General features: G+C 43.3%; 9 protein-coding genes. All 9 read left to right on the top strand.

Annotated elements, in window-relative coordinates; all coding sequences use genetic code 11:
• Positions 1-35: 35 nt before the first annotated feature.
• Positions 36-1,931 carry a right-handed parallel beta-helix repeat-containing protein gene (locus tag K6V26_RS17335; protein ID WP_224263425.1) on the top strand — a complete coding sequence of 632 codons (1,896 nt, stop codon included), beginning with the start codon at positions 36-38 and terminating at the stop codon, positions 1,929-1,931.
• A 6-nt stretch (positions 1,932-1,937) separates the two neighbouring features.
• Complete coding sequence (locus K6V26_RS17330; RefSeq protein WP_224263424.1) at positions 1,938-3,371, top strand: family 43 glycosylhydrolase; 1,434 nt, start codon at positions 1,938-1,940, stop codon at positions 3,369-3,371.
• Between the two features lie 739 nt (positions 3,372-4,110).
• On the top strand, positions 4,111-7,233 hold the full coding sequence (locus tag K6V26_RS17325; RefSeq protein ID WP_224263423.1) for a SusC/RagA family TonB-linked outer membrane protein: 3,123 nt from the start codon (positions 4,111-4,113) through the stop codon (positions 7,231-7,233).
• A gap of 15 nt (positions 7,234-7,248) precedes the next feature.
• Positions 7,249-9,039 (top strand): RagB/SusD family nutrient uptake outer membrane protein, encoded by a 1,791-nt coding sequence (locus K6V26_RS17320; protein WP_007654764.1) that lies wholly within the window; start codon positions 7,249-7,251, stop codon positions 9,037-9,039.
• A 221-nt stretch (positions 9,040-9,260) separates the two neighbouring features.
• Positions 9,261-11,996, top strand: a complete 2,736-nt coding sequence (locus K6V26_RS17315; RefSeq protein WP_224263422.1) for a glycoside hydrolase family 38 N-terminal domain-containing protein — start codon at positions 9,261-9,263, stop codon at positions 11,994-11,996.
• Positions 11,997-12,148: 152 nt separating this feature from the next.
• Positions 12,149-15,121: a LamG domain-containing protein gene (locus K6V26_RS17310; protein ID WP_224263421.1), complete on the top strand. Its 2,973-nt coding sequence runs from the start codon at positions 12,149-12,151 to the stop codon at positions 15,119-15,121.
• Positions 15,122-15,307: 186 nt separating this feature from the next.
• Positions 15,308-17,557: a hypothetical protein gene (locus K6V26_RS17305; RefSeq protein WP_224263420.1), complete on the top strand. Its 2,250-nt coding sequence runs from the start codon at positions 15,308-15,310 to the stop codon at positions 17,555-17,557.
• Between the two features lies 1 nt (position 17,558).
• On the top strand, positions 17,559-19,853 hold the full coding sequence (locus K6V26_RS17300) for a hypothetical protein (protein ID WP_224263419.1): 2,295 nt from the start codon (positions 17,559-17,561) through the stop codon (positions 19,851-19,853).
• Positions 19,854-19,979: 126 nt separating this feature from the next.
• Positions 19,980-22,244 carry a GH92 family glycosyl hydrolase gene (locus K6V26_RS17295; RefSeq protein ID WP_007654759.1) on the top strand — a complete coding sequence of 755 codons (2,265 nt, stop codon included), beginning with the start codon at positions 19,980-19,982 and terminating at the stop codon, positions 22,242-22,244.
• Positions 22,245-22,299: the final 55 nt, after the last annotated feature.

The following is a 22,299-nucleotide window of genomic DNA, read 5'->3' as shown; positions in this document are numbered from 1 at the left end:
TATCTAATTAATTGTAATATTATAATTTTTAAACCATGAAAAAAATACTATGCTTGATTTCGATGTTCTGTTTGTGTGTGAATGTGTTATCAGCCAAAGAATATCATGTATCGGTAAAAGGGAGTGATGCTAATAACGGAGATATTTCATCTCCTTTTAAAACTATAAATTGGGCTGCTCAGAAAGCGTTGCCGGGAGATACGGTTACGGTACATAACGGTGTTTATCGTGAATGGGTGAATCCGTTGAGCGGTGGGGAACGGGAAGGAAAACGTATCCTGTATCGAGTGGCCGAAGGTGAGAAAGCTGAAATAAAAGGTTCAGAGTTGGTGACTGGTTGGAAAAAGGAGAAGAAAGCAAAGGGAGTATGGAAGGTGGTATTGCCTAATTCATTCTTTGGAAATTACAATCCGTTCAACGACCGTCTGTATGGTGACTGGCTATGGTCTGAACGGGTTCATCATACGGGAGATGTATATTTGAATGATGTTTCGCTTTATGAAGAATTTAGCCTGGATAAGGTATTTGCACCGGATACGCTCCGTACAATACGTGATCCCCAAGGATGTACGAATGTATGGTTCGCAGAAGTAGATGCGGATAATACGACGATTTATGCAAATTTTGGAGATATTGATCCGAATAAGGAAACAGTAGAAGTATCGGTTCGTCCTACTTGTTTCTATCCGACACGTGAGGGACTGAATTATATCACGATTCGTGGTTTCCATATAAGTCAGGCCGCCACGCAGTGGGCTGCTCCGACAGCCGAACAGGTGGGGATGATTGCTCCCCATTGGTGTAAGGGGTGGATTATCGAGGATAATGTTATTAAGAATTCCCGAGCCAACGGTATCACTTTGGGAAAAGAACGTGCCAGTGGACATAATCTGGAATGTAACGACAAACGTCTGGACGGTACGTTACACTATGTAGAAGTAATATTCAATACGCTACGTCGCGGATGGAGCAAAGATAACGTCGGTTCCCATATCGTTCGGAACAACGTCATTTCTGATTGTGAGCAAACCGGTATTTGTGGTAGTATGGGAGCGGCGTTCAGCGAGATTTACGGAAACCATATCTATAATATCCTGGTAAAACAACAATTTGGCGGAGCTGAAATGGGCGGTATTAAATTACATGGTGCAATAGATACCTATATTCATCATAACCGGATTCATAAGTCGGGTAATTATGGAATCTGGCTGGACTGGATGGCACAGGGAGCACGCGTATCTTCCAATTTATTGTATGACAACCTGGCACAGGACTTGTTTTTCGAAGTGTCCCACGGACCTTATGTAGTAGATAACAACATTTCCCTTTCACCTCGTACGATACAGGAGAATACCGATGGCGGAGCCTATCTGCATAATATCTTTTCCGGAGACATCAACCGTTTGGATGACCAGCGTTACACTCCGTATCACTTGAACCATTCTACCGAAGTGAAAGGCATACGGACTATCACCGAAGGCGATCATCGCTTCTTTAATAATATCTTTATTGGTGGTGACAACAGTAAGTTAAAATATGGAATGATCGTATTCGATGTATCACAACGTCCTATTTATGCAGAGAATAATCTGTTCCTGAACGGTTCTCTTCCGATGACGAACAAGACGCAGGATTGGGTGGAGAAAGCAGTCAATCCGAAATTGAAAGTAGAGGAAACTCCCGACGGCGAAGTATATCTGGTAAGTGACATTAATCTGCAAGAATTATCTTCATTTAAAGGAAAAAAGGTAGATGCCGAACGTTTAGGTATCACTCAACTGACAGGATTCCCGTTTGAGAATCCAGACGGAACACCTTTCAAACTGGAAAAAGACTTTTTCGGTAATAAACGTTCTGCTACTCCGGTTGTCGGGCCGATAGAAAAATTATCTTCTACCAAACGGATAAAAGTATGGCCTAATTTAAAATAGTAATTTATGTTTTATTCATATATGAATTATTTTTTCCTGGTAAGTGGCCTGTTTATAGCAGGGGTGTTTACGGGGTGTCAGTTCGATGGAAAACGGCAATCGAACGATAAGGTTACAGTCGTTTCGACTAACAGAATGCTAAATCCTATCGCTCCTCCCGGATTGTATATTGCAGATCCTGAGGTAAGGCAGATGCCTGATGGACGTGTTTATGTCTACGGATCGCGCGACGAACCTGGTAACGCCTGGTGCTCTCGTTCTTATAACGTATTGTCTTCGTCCGATCTTGTGAACTGGAGTGTGGAGCAATTTTCTTTTGCTACTGATGGTCCGGGCAAACAAGTAGATTATACGGATAGGATTTTATATGCTCCGGACTGTATCCATCACAACGGGAAATATTACCTTTATTATTGTCTTGCCGGAGGTGGAGACGATGAAGGTGTGGCAGTTTCCTCTTCTCCTTATGGTCCGTTTAGGGATGGGAAGGTGATAGAAGGGATAAAAGGTATTGACCCGTCTGTCTTTATTGATGACGATGGGCAGGCTTATTTGTTCTGGGGGCAGGGGTATGCTAAGGGAGCAAAGCTAAGTAAGGATATGCTTTCGATAGAAGGAGCTGTTCATGATAGTTTGTTAACCTATGAAACGCATTTCTTCAATGAAGGTAGTTCCGTCCGGAAAAGGAACGGCATCTATTATTTTGTATATGGAAGCCATTCTCAACATGGAGAATCTAACTGTGCAACGTTAGATTATGCGACTGCGACATCTCCACTGGGTCCCTACACTTACAGAGGTGTTATTATTGATAACTGGGGAAGCGGAAGGAACCTGGTGAATAACCATGGTTGTATTGTCGAAATCAACGGACAATGGTATATCGCTTATCATCGTCCGACGCATGCGAGTGCGACCATGAGAAAAGCCTGTTTGGAACCAATAACATTTAATCCGGACGGTACTATTCCGCAGGTGGAAATGACCACGCAGGGTATCGGTGGCCCTATTTCGCCTCTTTATCGGATGGATGCAGCAAGAGCTTGTCTGATGTCAGGAAATGTTATGGTTGCAGTGCGTCGTCCGGATAATGATATTCCGGTAGAATACTTAGCGGACATTCGCGATGGTGATTATGCCTATTGGAAATATTATGATTTTACAGATACAAAAGTAAATCATTTTGTTTGTAAAACATGGGATAGGAACAAGGCTGCTCAGATAGAAATACGGCTGGATAGCCCTGAAGGGGAATTGATCGGGACGTGTGATATAACTCCAATGGAAGGTGAAACAGCTTATGCTATTCACGAAACAAATATTCAACCAGTTACGGGGAAACATGCATTGGTATTTGTGTTTAAGGCTGTTGATCCTGCTGTTAAAGGGCTGGATTTGATGAATCTAGAGTGGTTTGTTTTTGAGAATAGAAAAGAATAGATGTTTTTGAAAATAGTAAGATAGTGCATCTATTTCGTAAGATATGTCAAGTTCAAATGGTACTTAATACAATATCTTTGTGTTAATATTATGTTGATTTTACGTAAATAGTCTTTTGACGTGTAAATGTTTGAAGTACAAGTGATACATTATGTTGATTTTATTGTCTTGATAATAGGTTTATTGATGTTTCACTTGTGCTTGAATATAGAGTTTTGTTTACTTTATTTTAAGTTCTGTAAGAACTAAGCTTTTTTAATTAAACCAAAACATTAATAATTATACTCTCCTGTTTTTTCAAAAAAAACTTTATTCTAAGCTTGTTTTGTTAATATCTTGATAGACAGTTAGTTCCTATGCTCTTTTGCCATAGTTCTTACAGGACTAAGGCTTTTTAATAGCGTTTAATGTGGATTATGAGTATAAACAAGTCTATCTCTGTCAAATGGTGGAGCGAATATAAAAATTTGCTTTGGCCTGTTACATGCGTAATCCATATATCGCAAGAATGTATAAGAAATACAAATATAGTGTGAAATAGAATTATGTGTAACCTTAAAAAACAGATTGCGTATGGAAAACTGACCTAGTAAAAAAAGAACCGGAGAAAGGCCTAATTTTCTCCGATTCGTATTTGAATTAAAATCAATTAGTTATTAACTAATAAATTCTTTACAAAAGTATGAAAAGTTTTTTTACCACATTTAAAGTCTTTGGTATATGTTTTTTGTTAAACCCAATGTCCCCTTCGTCGGTTTTTGCCGAAACGAATGATAAAAGCTCTGATTTTCCGCTGGAGAATATGGGACAAAATACGGTAGTCTCTCAAAAACGTCTCGTAACAGGAGTAGTCTTAGATTCGCAAGGAGAACCCGTTGTTGGAGCTAATGTATTTGAAAAAGGAGAAAAGACCAATGGTACTATCACTGATATAGATGGCAAATTTTCATTGAATGTTTCTGATAATGCAACCTTAGTTATCTCTTTTGTCGGTTTTAAAAACCAGGAGATAGCAGTGAAAGGAAGGGATAAAATAGATATCCGGTTGGCTGATGATACGGAATTACTGGATGAAGTGGTGGTAGTCGGCTATATGACACAGAAGAAAGGTCTGGTGACAGGTGCCGTATCATCTATGAAAATGGATGAAAAATTGAATACATTACCTACAACTTCGGCAGGAAATATTTTAGTAGGTAAATTGGCCGGTGTAAGTGTTAGTACTCCGAATGGTCTTCCAGGAGCAGCTCCTAGCATTTCTATTCGTACAGGCTCTTCCTGGAATGATCAGAACGTGACTTATGTCATTGACGGTGTTGTTAGAGGCGGTGGAGATTTCAATAATTTAAGTCCGAATGAAATCGAAGATATAACAGTCTTGAAAGATGCTGCGTCTGCGGCTATTTACGGTTCACGTTCTGCCGGAGGTGTAATTATCGTTACTACCAAAAAAGGTACTAGAGGAAAGCCGGTTTTCAATTATTCTTATGGGTATAGTATTGATACACGTACAAAGAATTCAGATTTAACCAGTGGCGTTGAAGCAGCTGAGTTGTATGGTCGTATCAATGGTGAAGCCGACCCTGCCGGTTGGGCTTGGTCTCAAGAAGAAATCGATCATATCAGAACGATCAATAATGGCTGGGGATATGATCAATTGGACGCAGTTTGGCGTAATCCGGTTACTCAGACTCATAATTTCAGTGTAAATGGCGGTAGTGAAAAAGTTCGTTATTTTGGTGCTGCTTCTTATGTTAAGCAGGAGGGTTTTTTAAAACCGTACACCTATGATAAGTATAATATTCGTATGAATGTGACTGCGGATATAACAAAAGATTTGGAGGTTTTTGCCGGATTAGCTATTTATAATACTTTCCAGGGGAATGCTGTATTTGAAAATGCTGAGGCTAATTATGGTAAATTGAGAGTTTGGCAGCCTGATCAACCGGTATATACCGATAGTGGTAAACATATTGATTTTGGATGGATTGCAAATAATGGAGCTTCAGTCGATGGTAAGGGGGGATATAATAAGTCACAAATGTTGAAACCTCAAGCTGTTATAAGTGCAACATATAAAGCTCCTTTTCTCAAAGGTCTTAGTGCTAAGATTTCATATAGCAGAAGTTGGGTGCATGATCTTAATAAGATATATTATACTAATTATGATTTGTATCAAGTTAAGAAATCCGGTACCCATAATCATATATTCTCTACTAAGGATGAGGATATTATTGGAACGCGGAAGACAACCTGGGTAGGAAAAGACTATATACAGCGTAAGTCTTCTTGGAGTGGTGATAAGCAGTTTAACGTTCAATTGAGTTATGAAAATGTTTTCAATAACTTACATCGTGTATCAGGTACTTTGGTAACAGAGTGGTATGAAGGTGATGGGGCTAGTGTACATGGTGGTCGTGAGACATTCCCGGTTTATATGACAGACCAGTTCTGGGCAGCCAGTAGTGCTCGAGCTGATACTTGGGGAGGTGGTGATACCGATTGGCAAAGCGGGCGTTTCTCTTATATAGGACAGTTCAGTTATTCTTATGCCGACAAGTATTTGCTCAGTTTTTCTTTCCGTGAAGATGGATCTATGAACTTTGCTCCCAGTCAGCGTTGGGGGTTCTTCCCTGCCGGTTCGTTGGGATGGGTTATTTCAGAAGAAAGCTTTTTTAATAAATCAGCAATTCAGTTCTTGAAATTACGTGCATCTGTCGGATTAACCGGTAACGATTCTGTCGGAGGTTGGCAGTGGCAGGAGTCCTATAAATCCGGTTCATCTGCTTATTTTGGCAGTAGCCCGTCGAAATCGGTCGGTATTACCTATGGTAGTGTTGTAAATCCGAATCTGACTTGGGAAAAAGCATTGAGCTATAATGTCGGTGCAGATGTGAATTTCTTGAACCATTGGACTGTTTCGGCCGATTACTGGTATCGTAATTCTTATGATATTTTGGGGAGTCGTCAGAATACATTGCCGAATTCGTTTAGTTTAACAATGCCGGCTGAAAATTACGGTGAAATTCATGCGCAAGGCTTTGACTTACAATTGGGGTATCATGGGAACAATAAAGATTTCTCATATTATGGAAATTTGACTATGTCGTATGGATGGAATAAGACGATTAAGCAAGATTATGCTGAAAATGCTCGATGGATTGACATCCCTGTAGGTAAATCTCGTAGTTATATCACAGGCTGGGAATTTGATAAAATTATTCGTACACAGGAAGAATTGGATGCATTTAAAGCAGAACATCCGAATTATCAGCATAACGGTTTATCACCGGAGTTAGGTATGATGGTATTTAAAGATTTGAGCGGTCCTGACGGAAAGCCTGATGGTATTATTAATGATTGGGATAAAGTTATTTTGAAAAACAGTAATAATCCTGTCATTTATGGTTTGAATTTGGGTGGTAGTTGGAAAGGCCTAAGTGTGGATATGATGTTCTCCGGACAGTTGGGCGTTGACAAATGGGCTACAGATTTGGCTGGTGGCGTTGAATGGAACCGTATGTGGAAAAAATGGTATAATGACAGTTGGACACCGGAAAATCAGAATGCAACCTTACCAAAGCGTATCAGTAGTAACAATACAAAAACTTATGAAACAGCTTCAAGTTATTGGTTGAAAGATGCAAGTTTTATGCGTTTGAAATATCTGACGGTTAGTTACAATCTACCTAAAAATCAATTTTACAATAAGTTGTTCGACGATGTTCGATTCTTTGTAACCGGTACCAACTTGTTTGTATTAAGTAGTTTCAATAAAAATTATTATGATCCTGAAATTGGTAATGGTAATGCATTCCCAATATTGCGATCTGTAAACTTGGGTGTAGATGTCAAATTCTAAAAAGACGAATAAATTATGAAACGAAATATAGTAGCGTTGTTTGGCGCATGTGTGGTTTTGATGACTAGTTGTGATTTGGATTATACCAATAATGGAACAATAAATCCTGATAATGTATGGTCTGATAAAAACATGATATCTTCTTTTTTGACAGATATTTATGGGAATATGTTACCTGGTTGGCCTGTATCAGCGAATAATACCGATGAGGGGATGAACGGACCCACTAATATGAGCCAATTTGCACGGGGACAGATAACAATTGATAATTATACCACTAACTGGGGGTATGGTAATATTGACCGTATCAATTTCTTTTTGGATCAGTTAGAAGGTGTTACTGTTCTGACCGACGTAGAAAAAAAGCAGATGCGTGGTCAAGCTCTTTTTTGGAGAGCTTGGGATTATTGGGGAAAAGTTTTCTCCGTTGGAGGTGTTCCTTTGATTACCCATTTTCAAGATGTGACCAATGTGGAAAGTCTGTTTGTTCCGCGTAGCAGTACATCCGACTGTGTGGCACAGATTTTGGCAGATTTGGATGAAGCTATCGAAAGTTTGCCGGATACTTGGGCTGGAGCTGATTATGGACGAATTGATAAAGGTTGTGCAATGGCTTTCAAAGGTCGTATGTTATTACAGTATGCCAGCCCGTTGTTTAACCCTGATAATAACAAGGCGCGTTGGGAAGCTGCTTATAAAGCAAATAAAGATGCTGTAGATTTCTTACGTGGTGTAGGGAAAGGACTGTATGAAGGTGACTTTGCGGATATTTGGTATGACGAGCAAAATAAAGAAGTAATTATGGTGAACCAATTCTATTATCCTGACCATGCGTTTGACCAGAAGAATATTCGTCCGGAAGCATTAACAAAGGATGGTGCTAATGATAACCAAGCTATTTTACCTTTGTTGTTGGCTTTTCCAAAATTGGACGGTACTAAATTGGAATTGGATATAGAGCGTTTGGCCTCCGATCCGGATTACAATAAACAGTTTATGGATGATTTTTATATGAATCGTGATCCACGTTTTCATGCTACAATATTTTGTCCGGGTACAAAATATCCAGGTGCTTCAGACCAACTGCCGGGTGATATGAAATATTGGAATGCCTGGACAAAATTAGAAGATAGTGAAGCTTCACAAGGATTTGTATATTATTCATTGATCCGTGATGAAATTGATAGAGGACAGCAGGAAGGAGCTAACTTCTACCAGAAAAAAGGGTTGGATGAACTTACGATTACAGAAGTTTATAATGCCGAAACTGATTGGATTGAAATTCGTTTTGCAGAGGTGCTGATGAATTATGGTGAATGTGCTAATGAATTAGGAAAGAGCGGTGAAGCTTTGCAGGTGTTGTATGATATTCGTAAGCGTGCCGGTATTCAGTCTTCTACTAATTATGGTATTACTGCTACTACCCAGGACCAAATTCGTGAGGCTTATATCAACGAACGTTTTATCGAATTTGCTTACGAAGGAAAACGTTTCTCCGATTTGCGTCGTTGGAAACGCTACGATATATTGAATAATTTAAAATATCGTTCTACCTTGTATCCGGTCATCAATGACTATAATCTTGTTAAAGAGGGTAAATTCGATTGGACAAAAGATATGTTTGATCCTGAAGTTCGCAAATTATTCCATTTTGAATATATAGAATGCGTAGATAAGGATAAACAGTATATGTTTAATTTAGATCTGAACCATTGGTTTACATCTGTTGCCAAAGATGTTCTCGATCGTAATTCTAAGATTGAGCAGAACAACGAATGGGGAGGTACTTTCGACCCATTAAAATAAGTAGACTTGATTGACTTCAAAGCATGCAGATTTTATCTGTAAAGATTTATCTGCATGCTTTTTTATACATTCTTATAGCATAAAAGCAATAATAATCCACTGAATAAGCATCTTTTGGCTATTGGATGAAGTTTTTGTTGTCTTTACTTTTGTCCGATCGACAGGAAACGGTTACCTCATACTTATGCTTTTTCAAAGTTTAAATATTAACGACTAATACAATGAAAATATTAAAATTGTCTGTGGCTTTCTTAAGCCTGCTTTTTCTACCTTCCGGTCAGCTGTATGCACAAGCCGACAATTACGAAAAACATAAGAACGACGATGTCTCTCAAATCTCGAATCGAGAGATGACGTTTTATCTGGTATTCAAAAGTCATTTTGATATCGGTTATTCGGCATTGGCACGTGATGTTGTACATGAATACCGTACTTCCATGATTGATAAAGCCATGGATGTGATGGATAAAAATGCGGATAAGATGAAAGATATGCAGTTTGCGTGGACCGTCCCCGGATGGCCTTTGGAACAAATGCTTTGGGATCGGCAGACTCCGGAGCGTAGGTTGCGGATAGAACGTGCTTTAAAAAACGGAAACCTGGTGACGCATGCACTTCCTTATACAACACATACGGGAACGCTTGAACTCGAAGATCTTGTGCGTGGTCTGGGCTATTCTTCTTCGTTGGCTCGTACATACGGTTTACCACTTCCGACCGACGGGAAAATGACGGATGTTCCGGGGCATACCTGGGTTTTACCGACCATTTTACACCATGCCGGAATCAAGTTCTTTCATTTCGGTTCTAATCCGACCAACCGTGTGGTGAAGGTTCCGACTTTGTTCTGGTGGGAAGGTCCCGACGGTTCAAGGGTGTTGACCATGTTTTCGGAGGGATATGGCGGAGGAATGTTTCCTCCTGAAGGATGGAATCTGAAATCATGGCTTACATTCGTGCATGCCGGCGATAATGCCGGACCTCCAACGGCAGAAGAGGTGGAAAAGGTAATTGTCCATATAAAAGAGAAATATCCCAATGCTAAAATACGTATCGGTAAAATGTCTGATTTTGCAGAAGCTGTTTTTGCAGAGAATCCCGGGTTGCCGGTGGTACGTGGAGATATGTCTGACAGTTGGGTACATGGCGTGATGTCTAATCCGCAGGCAACCCAGACTGCAAGAAGAGTACGTCCCCTGATGCCTTTGCTGGAAACTTTGCATACACAGGAAAAGGAATGGGGAATCATGCCTTACGAAATTGATGAAGACTTGGCTTATATATATGATAAAAGCCTGATGTACGGCGAACATACCTGGGGACTTGCCAACCAGCATTTTGTTCCCGGCTTAACCGGCAAAGACTGGTATAAGATGTATGTTACCGGTTTGGATCCTGCGTATGCCCGGATGAAAGAGTCATGGAAAGAACATATCGGGTATATTGAAGATGCTGAGCAGGCTTTGCGGCCGGAACTGGAGAATGAACTTGCTACGTTGACAGAGAATGTTGCTCAGGAAGGTTTCCGTTTCGTTGTATACAATCCGCTTCCATGGGAACGTGGAGGGATGGTAAATTTTGTATTACCGTCACAAGGTTCTATCAAAGAGGCTTATGTGAAAGAAGTGGGGACCGGTCGTATCTATGACCTGAAAGTGTATGGTGCCGATTCAAAGCGCCTGGGTACTTTCTTCACCGAAGGTATACCGGCAAATGGCTATAAGACATATATCCTGACAGATGAGTCACCTGCCCAAGTCGAAAACTCATTAAAAGGGGAAGAACAGGGTAATTATATAGAGAACAAATGGTACAAAGTCTCATTTGACAAAAAGAAAGGATGCATCAGGAGTATCTGGGATAAAACAAACAAGCGGGAATTAGTGGATGACCAGTCTGAAAATGGTTTTGGCTCTTATGTGTATGAAAGGTACGACAAAGAGCAATCATACCGCTATCTGAAAGAATATATATATGACAAATACAAAAATTCTCATTATCAGATAACAGGTAAAAGTACCTATTTGGATGAACGGACAAAAGGCATACATGAATCTCCCCGGAATATGGAATTTCATGTGGAGAACCATAAGTCATCCATCCGTGGTGTGTTAACTCCTTCTGCATCAGTCGGAGAGGAAAAACATACGGCTGGCCTGACTGTAACGCTTTACGAGAATATGCCTTGTATAGATGTGAAACTTTCCGTAATCAATAAGCCGGCAACGGAAGAACCTGAAGCCGGATGGATTGCATTGCCGTTTAAAACAAAATCTCCGGAATATCGGGTTGGACGTATCGGTTCGGTTATTGATCCGGCCAAAGATTTGATAGAAGGCAGCCAGTTTAATTATATCTGGTCCAATTCGGGAATAATGATAAAAGATAAGGAATATTCCGTTGGTGTTTGCCCGATAGATGCCCCTGCATTTGTTTTGGGTGATTTGGATTTTATGCATTATGCCGATACTTATGAAAATCCCCGGTCGCATGTGTACTTCAACTTGTTTAATAATCGTTGGAATACAAACTTTGCTTCTTTTTGGAATGGCAACCTGACTACGGAAGTCCGTTTATGGGTGAACCCGAAGAATGTAGATGATGAGTCCGGTTTAATAACCCCCGCATGGGAAACCCGTCTGCCTTTGCAGATCGGAATCGCCACCTGTCCTGCCGGTAAATTGCCGGTAATGAACGAAGGCGTGAAAATATCCCGTAAAGGAGTACTGTTAACGGCTTATGGCAATAATCCTGACGGTGGCGGCAAATTATTGCGTGTATGGGAACAAAGCGGTGAAAGCGGTCTCTGTGAAATCTCTTTGCCGGTAAAGAGAGATGGAGTGGCACAACCTGTGAATTTGAGAGGCGTTCCCAATGGAAATCCAGTCAAGATACAAAATGGTGTATTTAAAATAGAATTGGGCAAGTTTGAACCTGCCAGTTATTTGATCTATTAATTAAACTACCGTATCGGGAGAAATGGGATATTTTCAAGTGTGACATCAGTAAGCAATAATAATCCACTGATTTAGCAGTTATTTGCTATTTTTTAATAGAGATAGCAACTTTTATATTTGCGTTGTTAAATCTGTACATAAAGTATATACCAATGAAAATAAAGAGAACAACATTAACAGTAGCATTAGCCGTCCTATGTTTTTTCGCAGAAGCGAAGGTCAAACCTGTCGTACATTATAATTTCGGTAAATCGGGAAATGTGACCTATGCGGTGGCTCCCGATAAATTAAAACCCATAGCCGGAACGGGAGAACTAGCGGCTATGGGCCGTCCTGTTTTCTATGCCGATGCTCCCGGTAACAAAAAAATGAAGGGAGAAGGAGGTATTTTATTCAATGGTGACGGGGATGGTTACAGATTGGCGAATCCATTTGGAACACCGGCGGAGAATCAAATGCTGGAAGTGTGGGTGAAGCCGCGTCATAATGGGCAAAGAGAGCAGAAGAAGCGTTCGTCCCAGGTTGTAGTAGCTAATGGTAACGGAAAAGAAGGATATGTAATTGTCCGAAAAGGAGATAAATGGCAATTAATCTCCGGAGGTTCCGGTATTGTGACTATCGGCGAGGTTGCCGAAGATGTATGGACCCATCTGGCAATGGTAGTGGACGGCGAGAAAGGTTCCGTATGGCTGAACGGAAAGAAGACCGGTATCTTTAATCCTACCAAGGCGATTGCTTCCAACTTCTCGATTGCTGTATCTGAAGAAGGAAAGGAGGCATTCTATGGTGAAATATATGAGGTCAGATATAGTACGTTTATCACAGGGAAGTTTGACCCTGACTCTGATTTTTTATTGGATTACAAGAAGATAAAGGAACAGAGCAAACAGCGTCTGACTGAGCGGCAATCTCTGGTTCGCCAACTGGAACAAGAGGGGGCGGGTAAGGAAATCGTATCGGAATTGCCGAATCTCCGCCAACAAAAAGATTGGTTGATCGAACCCGTAGAAAGCCAATGCCGTATGTACGTGCAGAAGTCGGACGATGGAGTGACTTCGATGTTTCAACTGAACAACGGACTGATTTCCCGTACTTTTTATGTCAGCGAGAATCTGGCTTGTGTGGGGTATAAGAATCATTCCAACGAAGCGGAGTATCTTCGGGCCGTAAAACCCGAAGCCCGTGTATGTATCGACAGTGTATGGTATGAAGTCGGAGGGCTGAAAGAACAGCCGGAGTTATCCTATTTACTGGATAGCTGGTATCCGCAACTGGAAGCATCCGACCTGGCATTTACATTGGAAAAGGTGGAAACAGGAATGCCGCTGGAACGTTACCCATGGACCCGGAAGTTTAATGCTGTTTCTACCGATTGGCCCGCCAAAGGGTTGCGTATGGAAATGACATTTGTCCCGACAGGGAACATGCCCGCCGTAAAGGATGTAAAAGTGAAAGTCATTTATGAGATTTATCAGGGTTTGCCGGTTATGGCAAAATGGATTGAAGTTATCAACGAAAATGATACGAATATAGTGCTGAATGATATGGAATGCGAGGTATTGGCTGTTAATCAGGACCAGGTAAAACGCATCCATGTCGAAAGCGATTTCTCTTTTGCACTGGTGAATGCCGATATAGAAGGCAGTGCACTGATGCATTATGCCGGAACTCCCAAAATCTACCATGTCGGCAGTTCTACGACCAGATGGATGGTGGATAAGGAGTATAATACCTGGGCCAGCCACAATCAGGCAGAGGATAAGTTTTTAGGATTTCCTCATCATAACCTGTTGATAAGTACACTACCGATGGGCCCCAATACCCGGATAGGCAAGGATAGCCCGTTCAAATCTTATATCACTTTCGAGTTGTTGCAGGATAGCGACGATCGTGAAAGACAATCGTTGGGACATCGCCGGATGTATAAGAAACTGGCTCCCCAGACAACCGAATCGTTGATTGCGGGAGGTATTACCTCTCACGATGAGGAGAAACTGAAGTCTTTCATCGACCAGATGTCGGAATTGGGACTTGAACAGCTGGATATTCAGGCGTGGCCGGGTGTCAGCCATGATAATCTGGATTCTGCTTATGTGCAATTATGGCGTAGAGTCGCTTCTTATGCCAAAGAACGGGGGATTGTGATGGGCGGTTATGAGTTGCAGGTCGCTTCCCGCGGACGAGGAAAAGAGGTGGATTGCATCCATCCGGAAACGGGAAAACCGGGTAGTCTTTTCGGACAAAGTGTTTGTATTGCCAGCCAATGGAAAGATACCTATTATCCGAAGATGTGGGAGTTTTTCGATAAGACTGGTTTTATGACTTACAATATGGATGGCCCGTATCATGGCGATCCTTGTGCTTCAACCGTCCACCCGCATCATACCGACTTGGAGGATTCACAGTGGCAACAGTGGAAAACGCAGGTGGAAGTGATCCACGAATTACAGCGCAGAGGCATGTATATACCTATTCCCGACTGGTATTTCCTGAACGGACAATGTTCGACAGGAATGGGATATCGTGAAGCGAGTGCTAACCTGACTCCGCAGCAGTTATTATTAGGACGTCAGTATATCTATGACGGAACCTGGCATAAGATACCGCCTATGGGGTGGATGACCTTGCAGTTAGTCGGTTTCTATACGAATGATCCGCGCGTCGGTCTGGAACCGTTATGCGAAAATCTGGACCGTTATGAACAACAATTGATTCAGTTTCTGGGAAGTGGTTGCCATCTGACTATCCGTGGAAATCGTTTATACGATACCCCGGAGACAAAACAGTTAGTATCTAAATGGATTAACTGGTTTAAAGGGTACCGTGATATTCTTACGTCGGATATTATTCATGTCAGCCGTCCGACCGGACGCGATTTGGATTGCATGATGCATGTAAATCCGTTTATCAAACACAAAGGGATGGTTATCGTCTTTAATCCGACCGACCGCGATATAACGAAAGAAATGCGTCTTCCGTTGTATTATACCGGATTGAAAGGAAAAGTAACGATTATAACCTCCGATGGCTCTAAAAAGAATTACCCGTTGGATCAGAACGGAAATTTACTTCTTCCGGTATCTGTAACAGCACAGGGTACTTCTTGGTTTTTAATAGAGGAGTAATGTAAATAGCCGAACAAACGAAATTAGGTCGGTTTGAACCTTAAAAATGTAAAAAAAGACTGTTGCATATAAATCTTACCGGAGTGGTAGGTGTATTTATTATAGAATGGTAATCTTATTGGGAGATAGTTGTTAGTCGATAAGTGGAATTTGTAAAATGCGTTTAAAGTAATAATCAGGTTTGATATGAATCTATACAAGTGTGTTTTTATATGTGCTCTCTATCTTTTGTCGGGAGCTCATGTTGGTGTCATTGCACAACAAGCTTCATGGCTTCCGGAAGTAAAGAATGCGAATAAGCCTATTCGTTTACTGGAGTGTACATACAATGAAGCAGAGTTAAAGCAAAGTAAGGAGGTTAGTACGGCCACTGATTGGGATGTCCGTACGGAACAAACTACGGTGAACGGCGGTAAAACGTATACCTTCACCTTTACCGCCAAACAGGATATGAAAGATGCCGGAGTGGCCGTTGCTTTCGACCAATATGGCTGGACGAGCGATAATTACGTGATGATTCCCTCTTCCGTGTACAATGGAAACCGGCAGCGTATCGTCAACCGTGCGTATGCGACCGGACTGGATAATACCGATTACCGTCGGAAAGACCTGGCACTGACCTCTAACCCTATTCCTCAATTGTCCCCGGAATATGGTGCCGGTTCCCGCCTGGAAGTGAATATAAGTAATACGGCAACTCCGGCTATCACGATCCTGGACCGGGCAAAACAAAAGGGTATATTCTTGTTGACCGACCAGGGTATAGACTGGAATAACCAGGTGCTGGACCATGCCTTGATCGTGGAGGAAACTCCCGACAGAAGTGTGGCTTCATTTATCATCAGTGCTCCGGGGGTACGTGAACGGAAGCCTGAATTTATCGGTTTCAGCAAAAGTCCCGACCGGGGCGTACAGGTAAAGAAAGGCGATCAGATCGTTATCCGGGTAACGGAAGTGACTTTCCCTTGTAAAGATGTACCTGAACTGCTGACCCGTTTCATGAAAGACCGTAAGTCGCATGCGGGCGGAGAAGCGCCCCGCAACCTGATGCCGATGAGTGAAGTGTTGACCCGTATGGTGAAAAATATCGATGACCGTTACTATATCGGCGACCAGTGGCAATACTATTGCCCGGAAAATGCCAATTGGATGTCGTACGGTTGGATAGGCGGCCTGATGAATACGTATCCGATGCTGGCTTTGGGTGATGCGGAACATCTGCAAAAAGTGAAGAACACATTCGATTTCGCCTTGCCGCGTGCCAAAGGGAAAAGCGGATATTATTATGATGTGCTGGGAGTAGACGGAAAGCCTTTTGCCCGGGATGCCGCAGCCAATCATCCGGGAGTCGGACTGACCCGTAAGAACGGGGATATCCTGTATTGGATGGTTAAGCAGTTTATGTTGCTGAAAGAACAGGAAAAAGCCAATGCTATCGACCCAGAATGGGAAACCAATGTACGGCTCCTGGCGGATGCCTTCGTCAATACCTGGAAGAAACATGGGACATGGGGAAATTACCTGGACGTAGAATCCGGCGATATCGCCGTTTACAATACGACCAGTGGGGCCATGGCGGTGGCCGGCCTGGCATTGGCTTCCGGCTATTATAATAATCCGGATTATCTGAAGGTCGCTTGTGAAGCGGCAAAAGATTACTATGACAGTTTCGCATTGGTCGGTTTTACTTCCGGTGGTTGCGGTGATATCCTGCAAAATGCGGATTCGGAGACGGCAGTTGCTTTGATGACTTCCTTGATGACATTGTATGAAGTAACCGGTAAGGAACAATATCTGAAACAGTCGGCCGACCTGGCAAACCTGTGTGCCACCTGGACTGTCTCTTTCCCTTACCGCTTGCCGGAGAATACTCCCCTGGCAAAGTTGGGAGCAAACCTGACCGGAGCCGTATGGGCCAGTACGCAGAATAAGCATGGTGCTCCCGGTTTCTGTACCCAGTCCGGCGATGCCTTGTTCAAATTGTATCGCTCGACCGGCGATGCCTCGTATGCCGAACTGTTGCGTGATGTCATCCATGCGCATGCCGAAGGTATCCAGCCGAATGGAAAGATTACGGAACGTCTGACCTATTGCGATGCCGACAGCCGGGGTTCACGTGGCGACGGCGGACAGACGGGTTGGAACGAGACGAACGGTGCCCTGATGGCGTTGGAAATCCCCGGTATTTATGTGCGTACCGACCTCGGTTCGTTGTACATCTTCGACCATGTAGAAGCGAAAATAGTAAAGCAAAACAACAAGCAGACGGTTCTTCAAATTACAAATCCTACTGCCTATGACGCCACCGTAACAATCTTTGCCGAGAATGCGGAACAGGCTTCCCGCCCTCTGGGTGATAACGCTTTCCTGCAATGGAAAGACAAGGTGACGGTAAAGGCCGGTAAAACGGTAAACTATAAAATGAAAACAAATTAATATGATACCTTATATGGATAATATGTGTAAGAAATGTCTCTCTCTCCTGGCTGTATCCTTGACGCTTTTCGGTTGTACGACCGAAAAGACATGGGATTTTCAGACCGATTATTTCAGTATCGGCATTAACGACAAGGGGTATATCACGAGTATGAAGAATACGACTGTCTCTCCGAACCGCGAGTTCAGTCCTGCCGACAAACCCTCTCCGTTGTTGTCGCTCTATGATAGTGAAAAGAAAGTGTATTATACGCCCCAAAAGGCCGTTTATAATGCAGAGGCTGATTGCTTTACCCTCGAATACCCGAACGGTTCGGTAGCAACGATAACCCTGCAACCGGCCGATAAATATTTCAAACTGACCCTGAACAGCCTCGAACCCCGGAATGGCATCGACTGCATCCAATGGGGTTCCTATTATACCAATATCGACAACCTGCTGGGCGAAATCATCGGAGTGGCCCGCGATACCAGCGATGTAGTCAATTACAGCATCGGTATGCTTGCCCTCAATGACAATACCATTGGCGGTACCGCCGATATAGAAGGGGATGCGGCTCCGTTCCAATATATCATTCACACGCCCGGCGCGAAACGTTTCCCGTTGCCGGACAGCCTGCATGAAGGACAGGTGTTTACACTGGGCGGAAACGGTATCAGCGACGTTGCTTTCTATGCCAATAAAGAACCTTATTACCGCATCATGTACGGAAATGCCGCGATGGTCGATAGTCTGGGACGTATCTTTTTGAATTATCAGTCGCGCGACCGTACGAAAAGCCGTCAGGTTCATTATTCCCTGATACCTAATATGCCGGCCAATATTCCGAACCATATCGATGTGGAGCCGATTCCGGGAGTCGATTTTATCGGTTCTTCCATCGCCTTGTGGGGAAGTCCCGACAGCACGGCTTTGATGGACGTGATACAGAATATCGTCCTGTCCGAAGGATTGCCTCATCCGACTGTCAATGGAAAATGGATTAAAGACCCAGCCGCCTATTCGCCCGATGTTATGACTAGCGGAAACCAGTACGACAGCATCATTTCCTATACCGCCAAACTCGGTTTCCCGGCTATCCATGCCTACGACCAGGGCTTCTTGCGTCCCGACCGTGCCAATGAAGGCTATCTGGATGGCAGGAACCAGGAAAAGAAACCTTTCCGCTTTCACTCTGGTAACAAATCCCACCGTGAATTTGCCGACATGGCGGCCGCGAAAGGCATCATGCTGGGACGTGTCAATATAACAAATTCACTGGCACCGGGCACGAAGGATGCCAGCCCTGTCCCGAGCGATAGCCTGTGTTATCAGCAGAAACGCATCTTGATGAAAGACCTTTCTCCCGAAGATACCGTTATCATTGTGGACGATCTTACCTATCTGGAAGAAATAGCCAGCTGGGAAGGACATTGTGAAAATCTGAACATGGTAAAGATCGGTGGCGAGCTGATTCATTACCTGGGTGTCTCCGAAACGGCCCCTTATACCCTGAAGAATGTGACCAGAGGTTATTGGGGAACCAAGCCAACCGCACATAAGGCAAATGATACCGTCTATAAATTGCAGGTAACCATCAATTACGGTTACGAAGGTATTATCCCGAATCTGGCTCTCCAGGACAAGATCGCCGAATATTATGCCGATGTATCCCATCTGTGCGGTTTGACTCTTTACGACTTCGACGGGCAGGAATTCCTGTTCAATAACGGTCATGGTTACTATTCCGCCAAACGTTTCTTCCGGAAAATGTTCGGTCGGGCGAAAGAGTTGGGAGTACCCTATATCCGTTTCTCCGGCGCCACCCTGTCGGAAGGTTCGTGGCATTACCAGAGTGTCTGGAATGTCGGTGGCGGACGTAACCTCTATGACATCGATACCCGCGAGTGGGGCAGTGCCACCAGCCAGGGAAAAGACTTGCGCGATGTCACTTATTCCAATTATTACCCGGTCTCTTTCGGTGGAAACTTTGCTATTAAAGATACCTCTACCGTTGAGCAGTATGAGCATGTTCAGGCAATCTCGGTCGGTTACGGGGCCACTTACTTCTTGGCGATCAACCAGAAAGACGTGGAAAGTTGCCCGCAGAAAGATCAGATATTTGCTGCGATCCGTACCTGGGAAGATGCCCGCCATGCCAACGCTTTCCCTCGTGCGATAAAGAAACTCCTGCGCGACCCGTCCTATGATTGGCGGCTGGAAGCTGGCGCAGACGGTGACAGTTGGACGCTTCATCGGCTTGTCGATGGAAAAAGTGTGGAAACCTTTGACCTGAAACGGGCGAAGGGTTATTAAAATAGCACAGTAGTGCCACTAAGGATAGCATTATAGTGTTACATATAGTAGCTCTATAGTGCTATGCATAGTGGCACTATTGTGTTATTTGTCGTTTGAATCTTGAATCTTTTTAAATAATAATCTATGTATATTTCTTCATCATCTTTTAGCTATCGTCTGTTAAGCGGCTTGCTTTTCTGCCTGCTGATTGCCTGCCGGAATGAGGCAGACAGTAATAATCAATATGTAAATAAATGGATTGGGACCGGTTTGGAAGGAAGGGTGGCTCCTGTGGCGTCTGTTCCGTTCGGGATGATGCAGATTGGAGCGGATACGCGTCCGTATGGTGCCGGCTATCATTATGACGATCCCTCTATCCTGGGCTTTAGCCATCTGCATAAAAGTGGCGGAGGATGTGCTGATTTTCTGGATATCTTATTTATGCCCTTACCATTGAATAGCGGTATGACGGACGAAGAACTTTATTCAAAACAGTATCAGGCGGTATTATCCCATAAAGACGAGAAGGCCGAACCCGGATATTATTCTGTCGGTTTATATGATAAACAATTGACGGTTGAACTGACGGCTTCCCGACGCTGTGGCCTACAGCGGTATACGTATGCCTCTGAAGGTGAGATACCGGTGATTGTCGATTTAAAATATGGCTCGGAAAGTGCTTGTACCATACAAAGTGAGCATGATGTCGATACGGTGTATGCGTCGGCTTTTGAATGGGTTGATCCGTATACCGTTCGTGGATATCGTTGCTCGAACGGGTGGACGCCGGGGCAACAGGTTTATTTTTATTCCACCTTTTCTTCCCCTATTAAAGAGTGCGTTTTATATGTCGACGACCGGCGAATGGAGGGGATGACTTCGGCGGAAGGAACGAACATAAAGGCTTTATTGACTTTTGAGAGTAATACGGGCGAATTGGAGGTCCGGACGGCACTCTCCTCGGTGGATACACAGGGAGCTGCCAAGAATCTTTGGGCAGAGACAAAAAATAAAACATTTGATGCCATCCGCGAAGAGGCCGCCGGCAAGTGGCACGATGTGTTAGGGCAGATAGAAATCGAAACGACAGACCGTAAGAAGAAAGAACTGTTTTATACTTCTTTACATAATGTGATGCTGTATCCGTTTTTATTTTCTGATGTGGATCATTGTTTCAGGGGACCGGATTGGCAGGTCCATCAGACGGACGGGTTCGATTATTACGGGGGAGTCATCGGTTTTTGGGATACGTTCCGGGCGGCCTGCCCGCTTCTTTCGGTGCTTCATCCGGAGGTGGCCGAAGATTATGTAAAAACATTGCTGGAACATTACAAGTATGCCGGTCAGTTGCCTATCTGGACGTTGTGGGGCATTGAGAATTATCAAATGACCGGAATACATTCGCTTCCCGTAATTACCAACGCTTATTTGAACGGTATTATCGGTTTCGATACGGAACTGGCTTTCAAAGCAATGACCGAATCGGCGATGAAGGATACGTGCGGGTATTCGATGGGCTATTTCGTCGGATTGGAAAATTATAGGAAATACGGTTACGTACCTTGTGATATGGAAATGGAATCGGTGGCCCGCACGCTCGAATATGCTTTCGACGATAGGGCGCTGGCACGTTTTGCCGAACAGATAGGAAAAAGCGAAGAGGCTGCTTATTTCAATGAACAGTCTTTCAATTATAAAAATGTATTTGATGCTGATATTTGCTTTGTCAGGGGAAAGACAAAAGAGGGTAAATGGCGTACACCTTTTGCTCCGTTGGCCTCTTCGCACCGTAAGGATGATTATTGCGAGGGGAATGCCTGGCAGTGGTCTTTCTTTGTTCCTCATGATGTGGAAGGGTTGGCGGCTTTGATGGGCGGAAAGGAACGGTTGGCTGCCCGCCTGGATTCGCTTTTCACGATGTCTTCTGCATTGGAGGGCGACGATGTATCCGGTGATATCTCCGGCCTGATCGGACAATATGCCCATGGCAACGAACCCGGTCATCATACGATTTATATGTATAATAAAGTGGGGCAGCCATATAAAACCCAGAAGTATGTCAATCAGGTACTGACAACCTTGTATAATAATACGCCGGATGGCATATGCGGGAATGAAGATACGGGGCAGATGAGTGCCTGGTATGTCTTTAGTGCCTTAGGTTTCTATCCGATGGACCCGGTTTCCGGCCAATATGAGTTGGGAGCTCCTTTGTTTGAATATGCAAAGATCAAATTGCCTTCGGGAGCGGATTTTATTATAAAGGCCAGGAATCTATCCGATAGCAATATCTATGTCGATAAAGTCTTTTTGAACGGGGAGGTACTGAAGCGAACCTATATTACTTTCGAAGAAGTATTACAGGGAGGAGAACTGGTATTCGAAATGAAGGGAGAAGATATGATATAGATGTTGTTATATATACAATAAATGTATGTGTTTTTATTGCTTATATGATTGATAG

This window comes from Parabacteroides goldsteinii, assembly GCF_020091425.1.
Lineage (GTDB): Bacteria > Bacteroidota > Bacteroidia > Bacteroidales > Tannerellaceae > Parabacteroides > Parabacteroides goldsteinii.
This window is presented reverse-complemented; position numbering and strand designations above follow the sequence as displayed.